Source organism: Kitasatospora sp. NPDC050463 (genome assembly GCF_040655255.1).
In the GTDB taxonomy this organism is placed as follows: Bacteria; Actinomycetota; Actinomycetes; order Streptomycetales; family Streptomycetaceae; genus Kitasatospora.
This window is the reverse complement of sequence record NZ_JBFAJO010000131.1, coordinates 1-12,175: the sequence shown is the minus strand read 5'-3', so window position 1 is coordinate 12,175 and position 12,175 is coordinate 1. Positions and strand designations below refer to the sequence as shown.

At 71.4% G+C, this 12,175-nt stretch carries 9 protein-coding genes and 4 pseudogenes; 6 read left to right on the top strand and 7 right to left on the bottom strand.

Annotated elements, in window-relative coordinates:
- Window positions 1-211 (top strand): annotated as a pseudogene (locus AB0J08_RS39335) (hypothetical protein); the annotation flags it as partial.
- A 91-nt stretch (window positions 212-302) separates the two neighbouring features.
- Here the strand turns inward: AB0J08_RS39335 and AB0J08_RS39330 are convergent.
- Window positions 303-824, bottom strand: a pseudogene (locus tag AB0J08_RS39330) (transposase); the annotation flags it as partial.
- 297 nt (window positions 825-1,121) lie between these two features.
- Here AB0J08_RS39330 and AB0J08_RS39325 point away from each other — a divergent pair.
- Window positions 1,122-1,543, top strand: a pseudogene (locus AB0J08_RS39325) (transposase); the annotation flags it as partial.
- Window positions 1,544-1,563: 20 nt separating this feature from the next.
- On the opposite strand, the gene AB0J08_RS39320 reads toward AB0J08_RS39325, so the two are convergent.
- From AB0J08_RS39320 to AB0J08_RS39310, 3 genes and pseudogenes are all read right to left on the bottom strand, one after another.
- Complete coding sequence (locus AB0J08_RS39320) at window positions 1,564-2,166, bottom strand: YdcF family protein (protein ID WP_360644234.1); 603 nt, start codon at window positions 2,164-2,166, stop codon at window positions 1,564-1,566.
- A gap of 72 nt (window positions 2,167-2,238) precedes the next feature.
- Window positions 2,239-2,430 (bottom strand): annotated as a pseudogene (locus AB0J08_RS39315) (hypothetical protein); the annotation flags it as partial.
- A gap of 176 nt (window positions 2,431-2,606) precedes the next feature.
- Window positions 2,607-3,641 (bottom strand): NlpC/P60 family protein, encoded by a 1,035-nt coding sequence (locus tag AB0J08_RS39310; protein ID WP_360644231.1) that lies wholly within the window; start codon window positions 3,639-3,641, stop codon window positions 2,607-2,609.
- A 619-nt stretch (window positions 3,642-4,260) separates the two neighbouring features.
- Here AB0J08_RS39310 and AB0J08_RS39305 point away from each other — a divergent pair.
- Window positions 4,261-5,478 carry a hypothetical protein gene (locus AB0J08_RS39305; protein WP_360644228.1) on the top strand — a complete coding sequence of 406 codons (1,218 nt, stop codon included), beginning with the start codon at window positions 4,261-4,263 and terminating at the stop codon, window positions 5,476-5,478.
- Window positions 5,479-5,672: 194 nt separating this feature from the next.
- Here the strand turns inward: AB0J08_RS39305 and AB0J08_RS39300 are convergent, their stop codons facing one another.
- Window positions 5,673-5,837, bottom strand: coding sequence for a hypothetical protein (locus AB0J08_RS39300; protein ID WP_360644226.1), 165 nt, complete (start codon window positions 5,835-5,837; stop codon window positions 5,673-5,675).
- A gap of 80 nt (window positions 5,838-5,917) precedes the next feature.
- Entirely contained in the window at window positions 5,918-6,712 is a 795-nt protein-coding gene (locus AB0J08_RS39295; protein ID WP_360644223.1) for an alpha/beta hydrolase, read from the bottom strand.
- A gap of 761 nt (window positions 6,713-7,473) precedes the next feature.
- On the opposite strand from AB0J08_RS39295, the gene AB0J08_RS39290 reads away from it, so the two are divergent.
- Together AB0J08_RS39290 and AB0J08_RS39285 are read left to right on the top strand one after the other, a co-directional pair.
- Window positions 7,474-8,403, top strand: a complete 930-nt coding sequence (locus tag AB0J08_RS39290; RefSeq protein ID WP_360644221.1) for an endonuclease/exonuclease/phosphatase family protein — start codon at window positions 7,474-7,476, stop codon at window positions 8,401-8,403.
- A 230-nt stretch (window positions 8,404-8,633) separates the two neighbouring features.
- Window positions 8,634-9,311, top strand: a complete 678-nt coding sequence (locus AB0J08_RS39285) for a hypothetical protein (RefSeq protein ID WP_360644218.1) — start codon at window positions 8,634-8,636, stop codon at window positions 9,309-9,311.
- A gap of 1,700 nt (window positions 9,312-11,011) precedes the next feature.
- Here the strand turns inward: AB0J08_RS39285 and AB0J08_RS39280 are convergent.
- A complete protein-coding gene (locus tag AB0J08_RS39280) occupies window positions 11,012-11,218 on the bottom strand; it encodes a hypothetical protein (RefSeq protein WP_360644215.1) in 207 nt (68 codons plus the stop codon).
- 224 nt (window positions 11,219-11,442) lie between these two features.
- On the opposite strand from AB0J08_RS39280, the gene AB0J08_RS39275 reads away from it, so the two are divergent.
- A complete protein-coding gene (locus AB0J08_RS39275; RefSeq protein ID WP_360644212.1) occupies window positions 11,443-11,685 on the top strand; it encodes a hypothetical protein in 243 nt (80 codons plus the stop codon).
- Window positions 11,686-12,175 lie beyond the last annotated feature (490 nt).

Genomic DNA, 12,175 nt, shown 5'->3' with positions numbered 1-12,175 from the left:
CGACGTGCCCAACGAACCGTTCGTCGACGCGGCCCACGCGTTCATCAGAGGTGAGCGATTTCCTCCGCTCATCCTCGTCGGAGAGAGGCAGGACAACCTGGTCTGCCTTGAGGGCCACCTGCGCCTGACCGCCTACGCCCTCGCCGGCTTCCCGGCCGACATCGAGTGCCTGATCGGCACCGCGCCAGCCATGGGACGCTGGGCGCGGTAGTCCAGTCGCGCCAAGCTCTCGCCGCCCCAAATCAGCCTGACTGAGGGTAGGCCAGCTCAGCCATGGGTCGGCTGGTGGCTCCTTCAGCCAATCAGGCTGCCTGCTCCTCGCGTTCGACGAGGACGCCGTTCTCGAACCGTGCCCCGGCGCGGACCAGGGGCACCAGATGGGCACCGGTGATCGCACGCCATCGAGCCTGAGCTGACTCGACCGGCTTGAACACCATCGCGAGCGCGGCCGCCGGGCTGCCCGCACCTCGCGTGACCTTGGTCCGGAGCTTGACCGTCGAGAACGTCGACTCGATCGGGTTCGTGGTCCGCAGATGGATCCAATGCTCGGCCGGGAAGTCGTAGAACGCCAGGAGTTCCTCCCGGTCGTCGGTGATTTTCGCGACGGCCTTGGGGAACTTGGCGCCGTAGGTCTTCGCGAACGCCTCGATCGCCTTCTCCGCGTGGCCGCGGTCCTCCGCGTTGTAGATCTCCTGCATCGCCTTCGTCGCCCCGGGCTGCGCGGACTTGGGCAGGCAGTTCGTGACGTTGCGGGACTTGTCGACCCAGCACCTCTGCGGCCGTGCGGCCGGGAACACTTCGGCGAGCGCCCGCCACAGGCCCACCCACTCCTTGGCCTGGTGGTGCCAGTACGCGACGGCCCGGGCGGGGGCGCCGGCGTCCCGGTGGAGCCAGGCGGCGAGCTCGGCGCCCCGTGCACCGAGGACCAGCAGCTCGCGCCGCAGATCCTCACCGGCGGTACGAGCGGCGGAGTTGATCGCGGCCAGGATGCCCAGCGCGGTGGGCAGCGCCTCGTGCGGGCCGGTCAGCCCGTCGGTGCGGGCGGCCTCGTCCAGCTCGGTCCGCAAGTGGTCGAGGAGTTCGCCCTTGCCGTGGCGGCGGGCACCATGGGCGGCGGCGGCAAACACCACCTGATCACCGACGCCACCGGAATCCCACTCGCCGTCACCGTGACCGGCGGCAACCGCAACGTCGTCACTCAGCTCATCCCGCTTCTGCAAGCTGTGCCGCCGGTGCGAGGCAAGCGCGGCCGGCCCCGGCGCCGCCCGGACGTGCTGTTGGCCGACCGTGGCTACGACCACGATAAGTACCGGCGTCTCGTCTGGGATCTCAGCGTGAAACCGCTGATTGCCCAGCGCGCGACACTTAGCACGGCTCCGGCCTGGGTACCCAACGCTGGGTCGTGGAGCGCGCATTCGCCCATCTGCACTGGTTCCGCCGCCTGCGGATCCATTGGGAGATCCGCGACGACATCCACGAAGCCCTCCTCACTCTGGGATGCAGCATCATCTGCTGGCGTCGGCTCAAGAACCACCATGCGTGAGGCCAAGCGACAGCGGCTGCCTACAGCGAGACCTTCCGCTCGTCGGCCTTGAGGCCGCGGAGTGTCCAAAGTCCGTACAGAGCCAACAGCGGTTTGACGACCACCCACTCGCCAGGGCGGTAGTCATCCGCGCGCACCAGCCTCTCTGCAAGATCGGGGCGCTGCCGCCGCAAGTAGGCACGGGCCTTGAGCGCATGAGCCGGCTGGGAGGCGATCTTGATGCGATCCACGTCTTCAAGCAGTGGGATCACATTCGTGATGTTTTCCCACGTCGTCGCGCTTTGGTCTTCGAGGAGCACCGTGCCGTCGAACTCAAGCACCGACTTCGCGTAGTCAGCCATCAGCTGGGCCTCCGTGGCACCGCTGCTGGTCGCACCGCCACTGAAGATCACGAAGGTCCCATCCGCACCGTCAGCGGCGATGGAGCGGATTCCAGCACGCACTCGCTGTCGGTTGATCAAGTTTGCCGTCGCTTGGGGATTCCGATACCCGCACACCACCACGGCCGTGGAGGCGCCCCCACTATTTCCCACGAGAGCTCGAGACCAGCGCCAGTTCAACCACTCGCCCCAGGCCAAGGCTGCTGCAACCCCAGCTATCGCCAGTCCCGTCCTTCGCTGCATGCGGCGACTCTAGGACACCTCGGTATCGGGCCGCGAAGGAACCAGCCATGTACAGACGACGCATTCTGTTACTCAGGTTGAACTCGTGATGTCGGCGATCAACCCGGTCGCGATCAGGCAGCCGTCGATGAGCTGAGGCCGGTACTGGATCTTCCGTAAGCCGCGCCTGACCGTCCGCACGAGGTGGTCCGGGTCGGCGAAGGCGACGTTGGCCAGGAATCCGCGTCGCAGCAGCGACCAGATGCCCTCGACCGGGTGGAGGTCGGCCACACTGGCTTCTCCCGGTAGACCGCTGACCTCGGTCAAGTCGTCTGCGCAGCGTTGGTGTTCACGCCCTGCCAACGAACCCTCCGGCCGACAGGTACAGAGTTGGCCCTCTGAATCGGTCAAGATCACTTGGCAAACAGCCGAGATCACGTGCCAGAGGGCACTGGCAGCTGTCAGCCGAGGTGGCGGTAGGCGTCCGCCTTCTGTGGCAGGGGCGCGATGGTGACCCGCTTGCCGGTGCCGGGGGCGTGGATGACCTTGCCGTCGCCGATGTACAGCTGCACGTGGCCGCCGCCGTTGGTGATCACCAGGTCTCCGGGGACGAGGCCGGCGCGGGTGGTCTTCTTCCCGGCGCGGGCCATGTCCCAGGTGGTGCGGGGCAGGTCGGCCCCGCCCTTCTGCCAGGCCCGCATGACCAGCCCTGAGCAGTCGAACGACCGCGGCCCGGCGGCGCCCCACTGGTAGGGCTTGCCGAGCTGCGCGCGGGCGTAGGCCACGGCCGCCGCGGCTCCCCGCTCGCGGGGGCCGTCCTTGGTGGAGTAGTCACCTTTCTGAGGGGCCGGCTCGCTGCCGCGGCGGGTGCTCGGCTTCTCCTCGGCGGGGAGCTCCCGGACGTCCAGGGCGCCGGTGCCCGACTGGCCGGGCACCGGCGGACCGGTCGGCGAGGACGGGCCGAGGTTCCAGGATCCGTCGGCCGGCACACCCCGGCCGGCCTCGGACGGGGCGACATCGTCGCCGTCACCGTACGCGGCTGCGACGGCGAAAGGACCCGACGCGGACGAGGGGTTCGAGCCGCTGGGCGCGAGGGACGCAGCGGCGGGCGCGGGCACGCGCAGTGTGGTGCCGGCAAGGATGAGGGTCGAGTCGCCGAGCCTGTTGAGGTCCTGGAGGGCTTTCACCGTGGTGTGGTGGCGCCGGGCCAGGTCCCACAGGGTGTCACCCCGCTTCAGTACCACCTCCCTCGTCGTCTCCGCATCGGGGCTTGGCTGTGGTGAGGGCGCGCTGCCGCTCGGGCCCGGCTCGTCCGGAGCGGTGGGTGTCCCGGGCGGAGACTGGGTTCCCTGGCCTCCGGCCGGGCCGGCTGCGGCCGGCGGGTTGTCGAGTGAGGCGGGTGCCGGCGCGGCTGCGGCCGGGGTGCCGGGCGGTGTTGCCCGCAGGACGCCCGCGGCGGTGAGGACCGCGCACACCAGCACGACGACCAGCGCCACCGTCCTGCCCTGCCTCGGCCCCCGCCGCCGGCCCTTGCGGGCTGCCCCGGCGGCAGGCACCCCGGGGGCGGAGTGTTGCGGGGTCGGGTGGTCCGTGGCTGTCGGCTCCGTGTCCCCGGCGGGGCGGGCCTGGCCGGCTGGCCCCTCGGCCGGGCGCGGGGCCGGCGCCATGACGTGGCCGATCCGCATGCTCCGCTCGGGGCGCGGAAACTGGCCGGCCGCCATCCCCGCGGTCACGGACCCACCTGGGACGACCGGCCCTTCGGTTCCTGCGGCGCCAGCCCCGCCCGGTCGCGTGTGGGGGTGCGGCAGCAACCGCGTGTCGTGTGCCATCTCGACCTCCTCGTCGGCCGCGCTCACGGCCGTCTCGGGGAAGCCTTTCGAGCCTGGGCGTGTCCGGCGAGGGGTTCGGGTGTCCGGGACTGTCCGGACCCGTCCGTGCAGGTCAGAACGGGTACAGAGCGTCGGCCGCCGCTGTCCTGCGGCTGGGGTGGGGCGGCACCGGCTCCTGGCTTCGGCGGCCGGGACTGTCCCGGACGCGTCCACTCCTTGCCCCGCCCGCGGCTGCGGCGCAAGGCTCACGACGACCCGATGAACGAGGCGAGGAGAGGGGACCGGCATGGGACGCGGAACGTGGCTGGGTAGCGGAAGCGGCAGGCACCGCAAGGACTCCGGTGCGCGGCACCGGGTCGGCCGGTGGCTGGGGGCCGAGATGCTGCTGGGCGCCGGCGCGCTGGCCGTTCCCGCCATCGCCGCCACCGCTCCTGGCGTTCCGGTCGCCTACGCGGCCGCCGATGGCCCCGTCCCCGCCCGTTCCCACCCGGGCACGGTCGGCTCCACCCCGCGCCCCGCCCCGAGCCACTCGGCCACCTTGCCCGACTGCACCTGCCCCCGGCGCCAGCCCACCCCGCCCGCTGACGACCGGCCTTCCTCCGGGGAGACGCCCGCCCCGCAGACCCCGCCCGCCGATCCCGGCGACAGCCCCCAGTCCGACGGCTCCCCCACCCCGGAGCCCGGCCAGGACCCGACGCCGACCCCCGACGACCCGCCGGCCGAGAACGGCGCCGGCGACAGCCGCGCCGGCTCCGAGGACCAGGACGCCGACGACCCCGCTGACAGCAACGGATCCGACGAGACGGGCAGCGACAGCGACACGGACGACGGCGGCGAATCCTCCACCGCCGACAACGGGCAGGAGAACACCACCAGGGGCGGCGACATCAGCGGCAAGGACCGACCGTCCCACGGCGAGACGGACGGCCACGCCGAGGACAAGCCCCACGAGAAGAAGCCCGGCAAGGCCGACGGGCAGAGCGGGGGAACGGAGGGCAGGAACGGCAAGGGCGACGGTGAGGACGAAGCGGCCGACGGCAACAGCACGGATGCGGGCACCGGTGAAGGCCAGGACGGGGCGGCTGGCGGCACCGACACGGCCGAGGACAGCGGGGACACCGGCACCAGCGATGCCGATCCGGCCCCCGGCGACCGCGGCACCGGCCAGGACCAGGACCAGCCTTCCGGCGACAGCTGCTCGTGTGCCAAGACCCCCGGTCCAAAGGACGACAGCAAGGGAAACAAGGCTCAGGAGAAGAAGCCGCAGAAGGCCGGGCCCAAGGACAAGGGCGGTGACAAGAGCCGCAAGGACAAGTCGAAGGGCAAGAAGAGCCACCCGAAGGCCAACGAGAAGAACACGGTCCGGCCAAAGGACGGGCACCAGAAGAAGGAGGAGACGCCCAGGCCTCCCGTCCAGGAGCAGTGCCCCGCTCAGGACGACAATCTGCCGGGCCAGGTGGAACCCACCGACCCCGACACCGCGACCAAACCCTTCGTCATCTGACCCCGCCACCGCCCACCACGTCAGGTCCGCCCGTACCCGGGCGGACCTTCGGCGTATCAACAGAGCAGCGCAGCCGACCGTCTGAAGGCCACAGACGCTGTCCCAGCCGGTCGGCCCAGCCGGGCGCGCCTGTAGCCGACGGCGTGCTTTGGCCCCACTGGAATCCGCCCGGGTTCGAGTGGCTCCACTTCTGGCTAAAGGGTGACCCGCTCACGCGGCGCCGGGAAGAACGGTTTTGGGGCGGCCTTGCCCCACCCCTCCCATAAGACTGCCAGCCGCGTGGGCAAGGCATCCGCCCGCCCGTAGCCGAGCACCTGCGCGAGGACCTCACGGAAGCGGGCGACGTCGAACTTCCTCACCTGCTGCTCTGTGCTTGGTCGGACTTGGTTCCCCAACCCTCGGCGGCGCCGATGGCAGCTTTCGGGAACGGCTATCCGCCTCAGCGCGGGCCCGATCCCGCGAGCGCCAGGGCCTCCACGACAACCTCTGCGATGCGTCGCGGTTCCTCGTTGGGTAGGAAGTAGCTGGTGCCGGGGATCGTGACGACGGTCGCCTGCGGACAGGTATTCAAGGTGCGTCGCTCATCGACGGTGAGGCCGCCGTCGCCCTTCTCGGCGTGCACGATCCAGACCGGCGCGCCGGCCGCGCACAGGCGTGCGGCCGGTTGCTCGTGTGCGCGCAGGTGGTCGAGGTAGCTGCGGAAGATTCGGCGCGCCACGCGCGGGTCGTTGTTCCGCAGGTCGGCGAGCACCTCGGCGCGGCGTTCGGGCGGTACCCGCATGCCTTTGGTGGCCGGGCCCATGAGTTTCAGCAGAGCGGCGGCAGGGAGTGGGCCGAGGACGTCGCCCAGCCGGCAGACGGCACGGAAGAAGGCGGGCTCGTCCGCGGGCGACATGCTGATGCCCAACAGCACGGTCGGGCCGGTGAACGCACCGGTCGCGACCATCTCCAGTGCCACGGTGGCACCCATGCTGAACCCCACGGCCACGTCGCAGCCCTGCTGGTCGGCGAGGCGGGCGGTGTGCCGGGCCAGGGTACTGATGGTGAAGTCTTCCGGCGGTGCCGTTCGGCAGTGCCCCGGCAGGGTCGCCGCGACGAGCCGGGTTCGGGCCAGCACGGGCTCCGCCATCAGCTCGGCGTACGACCGGGCGGGATTCAGCCCTCCAGGGAGCAGCAGTACGGACTGGCGTGCGTCGGCCGGCCCCGAAACGAGCAGGTCCCATGCAAGGTCCATCGGGTTCCTCCACACGATCGCGTGCTACGCCGAGGCGGTGCCCGGCCGGCAGTGCGCCACCGCGACAGGGATGGTTTCTTCATCGTGACGGACGCGCCCTTACCGGGCGACCTGGTCATCTGGCGAGCCGGGTCGGCGGACCCGCGCATCCGCTCACCGATCCCCACCCTCCCCACATCATTGACCCGGCCGAGCAGATGGGGAACGAGATCAGACCCGTGGAATTTCGCGGATCCTCATCAACATGCGCCCGCCTCAACCCCTGACACGAGAATGGTGCAGGCCCCGCCCCCGCCAGCAGGCCCTCACCGCAACAACGGCAGCGGGAAGCCGCAGGTCCAATGGACGCCCCCACCAACCCACAGCCGCGCGCACTTGCGAGTCGGGCAACGCAGCACGGGGAACCGAGCCCGGCGCTGCCACGCGGAACCTCTCATCGGCCGGCACCGGCAGCACCCACGCCGTACTTCACCAGCGGCCACGTCCACCCCGGTCAACAGGCTGTCACTCGCGGCTCCACTGCGGCTCGCACCGCCCGTGACCTGGGCAGACAGTGCCGGACAGTCCCAGACACCCCAAACCCTTCCTCCCGGCCCGCCCCAGTCGCAAGCTGTGACCACTCCGCTTCGGAACCGGCCGGCGGCACCGCGTCGAGGTGCACCCGCCCCGGGAGCCGCCGACGGGCCCGGCCCCGTTCCACGGGCCACGGCCACCCCGGGACCGCTTGCGGAACCATCCCGTACGACTCCAGGAGGACCTCCATGACCGCCTTACGAGCACGCCTCGCTCGTCCCCTGATCGCCGGCGCAGCCGCCGCGGGCCTCCTCGCCGGGGGCCTCGCCCTGGCCGGCGCGGCCCCGGACGGCACGGCCGCCGCCAGCCCGTCCGTCACCGCCGCCCCAGGCACGGGCGACGCCCCCGGCGCCGGCGACCGCGGGGAGCCCGTCACCGCCGTCGCCGCGCAGAACCGCGCCACTGTCTACCCGGGCCGGATCATGACGTGGAACCTCTATGCACCCGGCAGCGCCGAACCCGAGGACTACGCGAAGGAGATCGCCGCGTACCGCCCCCAGGTGCTGGGAGTACAGGAGGGCTGCCGCGGCGCGGTGCAGAAGACCGTGGAGATCCTGAAGGCCAAGTACAACCTGAACTACAACGTCGCCTACGGCACCGCCCTCAACGACCGGGCCAACTGCGGGTTCTGGGGCGGCAATGCCTACGGCCAGGCGATCCTGTCCGCCGCCCCCATCACCGACCAGGGCAACCGGCTCTACCCCGACGGCGGGTCGGAGAACCGCGCCTACATGTGGGTCACCACCGTCCTCGACGGCAAGCCGGTCCGCGTCTACGACACCCACCTCGCCGAGGCCGACCAGAGCAAGGTACGAGCCAAACAGGTCGAGCACCTTCTGAAGGCCATCGGCACCCAGCAGCGCGTCATCGTCCTCGGCGACCTCAACAGCCGCCCGCAGGGACCCGAACTGGCAGCCCTGTGGAACGCCGGCCTGCGCGACGCCGACCCGGCCTGCGGCAAGGTCCCCCAGGCTGGCTGCCACCCGACCGCCGACGCCCGCCCGTCCAACAAGAAGTTCGACTACATCCTCCTGCGCGGGATCAACCCGCCCGGCGTGACCGTCCGCGACTCCGTGCACTCCGACCACGACATCGTCTACACCACGCTCGACCTGTAACCCGCCCGGGACCAGGCGCCGCCGCCCACCCGGCAGCCCGCCGCCCGCGAACACCGGCCCCCGCCGAGCCGCCCGCACCGCGCGCGGTCCCCGGCTTCCCGGCCGGGCGTCATCGATGCGCCAGAAGACCCCGAGGCGAACGAACAGCCTGGCCCGTGCCGACCTCGCCACAGCCGGCGGACCGACCGACATGTCACCCGCCACATGCCGTACACCACGCAAGGAGTTCCATGAAGATCCGCACAGCCCTGCTGAGCCTCACGCTCACGGCCATGCTGCTCACCGGCACCGCCGTCACTGTCGACTCGTCGGGCAGCGGTCGCACCGCCGCCGCGGCTCCTGAGGAGGCCGAACCCACGACCCGAACCATCGACCCGCAGCTCTTCACCGACACCGGCGACGGCGGACGGAACACCGACGCCACCGTCAGGCAGGCAGCGGACAAGAAGACCAACCACCTCTACTGCATCGCCAAGCGCGAGGTCCGCAACGTGCGATACAAGGGCACGCGCACCGAATGGCCGAGCGCCGCCGAATGGCGTGTCTCCGGGTGGGGACCCCACCAGACACTGCGCCTGGACCGCAAGGTCTCGGTCGCCAACAAGGTCGGATCGACCTTCGGCCTCTCGGCCGAGGTCCTCAGCTCCAGCGTCGGCTTCGACGTCACCCGCACTCAGGAGGTCGGCATCTCCGTCAGTGCCGAACTCACGGAGAAGGCCCACTACCAGCTGCAGGCCGGAGCCGTGTTCAAGGTGTACTCCTACGACGTCTACCACACCCCCGGCGAGTGGCTGGTCTCCGGCATGTCGGGTTCCTGCATCCCGAAGGACAACGCCAAGCCCTACCGCGCCGGCAGCGGTACCGCCGGCAAGTTCTGGACCTTCGACCACAAGACGGTCAAGGTCTGATCCGGATCGCACAGGTCGGTCCGTCGGTCCGTGTCTCCCCCGGGGGCACGGACCGACCCGCGCATCGGTCCACCCCAGGGCACCCGCCCGGACAGTCTTCGAAGAAGGCCAGCCGACGCCAGCGGCGCGATCACCTACCGGGTACTTTCCGCGTCGACCATGACGCCGCCGACCACAGGCCCTACCGGCAGAGGTCCCGGCCGATCGCCGGTCCACGGAGCTGAACCGGTCGCCCGGCGCGGTCCGCCGGACGAACCGGCGGACCGCCCCGGCGCCGGGCGGCAACCGTGTCCCCCGCCCAGGCCACTCTCACCCGTGGTGCACACCGTCGTTGCAGCCCGGCGCACTGTCCCAGCACGGATCCTCGGACGCGGGGCCGGACGCCGACGCCCCGCCGGTGGAGAACTGGGTGGGCCAACCGCCCGACGTGGGCCGCGGCGACGTCACCGGCGCTGTCGCGGTCGGCAGGGGCGGTGGCGCCACCTCCGGCGGCGAGGTCCGAACAGGCGGGGGCTGTGGAGCCGGCGGAACGGCCGACACGGACCTGCCCGTCGACCCGCCAACCGGCCCCGGAACGCTGGCGGTGCCCGCAGTGCTTGCGCTCCGACGCACGGACGGACTCGCGGTCGCCACAGGAACAGCAACCCCGGCATCCCCCATCGGCGTCTGCGACACCGGCCCCGGCGCAGGGCCGCCCCCCTCCCCCGCTGACGAACTCGCCTCCCCCGCCGGACCGGTCACCGTGGGCGCCGCGGACGGATCCGCGGCCCCGTGCCCGCCCCTGTCCGTCAAACCCTCGATGCCGAGAACGACAGCAGTCACCACCACGACCGCCACCGCGAGCGTGACCACCGCCACCGTGCGCCGTACCGGCACAGCGGTCCGCACCGTCACACGCGACACACCCCGCCCCGAACCGGCCCCCGCCCCGACCGGTTCAACCGAAGCGGGCCTCTGCCCACCCTCGCCCGGCACGCCGCTCGCCCGCTCGTCCGCGCCCGCCGGCGGCACCTCCCGGCCGCCTTTGCTCCCAGCCGGCCCCGGCCCGGTGGCGGTACTCGCTGTCACGTCCCCGCTCACCCCGGACTGGGCCGGGGGCCGGGACGGCGTCACAGCGGCCGTCTCCGCGCGGCCCGCCGAAGCTGGCTCCACCAACTCCGTCGGCTCCGACGGCACAGGTGTCTCCGGCGGCACAGGTTCGGGTGTTCGGGCCGACTGGACGGCAACGGCCTTACGGGCCGTGACCCAGACCCCGACATCGTCCGCATCACCCCCGCAAGCCTTGACGAACGCGGCCACAAGCTCCTCACGCGGAAGATCGGCACGGGCCAGCGCCCCCGCCAGCGTGGCACGGGGAAGAGCCTCGCCGGCCTGCTCGGCCCGCCGTTCAAGCTGGCGAAAACTCAGGCCCGACCACTGGCGGAGTTCACGCATCACCCCGACGAACTGCTCCGGCGTCACCACACCCAGCGGACGGGGCGCCCGTGCCGCAGAGGAGTCTTCACGGGAGTCGGATAAGGAAGACGGATTCACACCCGGCAGCCTAGGCAACAACCACTCACCAACCGGGCCTCTCACCGCTTTCCCCCAGCCTCGTGCCCGACTCGTTACCGCACACCAGCGGCCACCGGCCCGCCGGGCGCCGGGCGAATCCTGTCCTCCGCAGTCGGCTCCGCCCACCCCACAGCCCGCCCTCCTGGTCACCCGCCGCACTCGACGCCGAGCTGCACACCCTGCTGGACACCTTCGAGACGGCGGCCACCCCGTGACGCGAGACGTCCGAGGGCCTGGACGAGGACGTCCTCGCCGAAGCCGCCGCCGAAGCGCGGGCGTTCGGCGCCGACCCGGCGGCCGCCGTCGACCACCTGGTGCGCGCCCTGTCCGGGCAGCTCGCCGACTGGCAGCACTCGATCGACGAGATGATCCGAGCGTTGACCACGGCGACGGAAGGCCGACCGCTACCCGAGTGGGCCGCCGACGCCGGCCGCGCCGAGGACGTCCCACTGGCGCCAGGCCCGCGCCGCCCCCCTCGAGGCCGTCGCCCGCCACCACCACGGCATCCCGCCCGCCGGGGTGCCGGACAGGCGGCCATGGTGATCACCATCGGCCCGTACGAGGGGGAATGAGCCGGGTGACCACCACCCAGCCGCGCGGCCTGCGCTCCCTGATCCCCACCCGCACCCAGACGACGCCCGGCGAGCAGGCCGCGTCCCAGCTGCTCCACCTCCGGTCGGCGACTGTGCCGGTGCCGGTGCTCACCGCGGCCGCCGCACTCATCGCCGCTCACCTGGTCGACCCGGACCCGGCCACCCGCGAAGCCGCCGCCGAGGTGCACGGCCACCTACTCGCCGCCATCGAGTTCCCTGTCAAGTGAATCTGTTCAAGGTCTTCGAGTGCCGGACCACTGAGCGCCCTCACTGATTGGGAGCGGCAGGGCACCCGGAGGTTGATGCAGAGGCCAGACCGGAGCTCGCCGACTCGGAGGAATGGTCAGTTGTGAGAATCTGGCGGCAGCGGATTCTCACGGAGCGAGTGACACTGTCTCCGCTTCCTCCGGCCGCCCGAACTCGTCGAGCACCACCGCTTGCAGCTCCAGCACGGCAACGCCGCGATCAGCGTCGCCGGGTCGTGCACAAGGTTGAACAGCCTCCCCGGCACCACCCGGATCAGGCTGCCCTCAGCTTCAACCCCACTGCTGCGACAGGGGATTGGTGCAGGTCTTCCACCTCCACTCGAACCAACAGCGCCTCACGGCGCAAACAGGAGATTAGCCAGAGCCACTACTCGTGAATAAAGCCAGAGAGCCCGACGCCGACCGGTGTTCGCGTTCCGGGGCTACCCGATGGTTGGCATGCCCGTCGTGC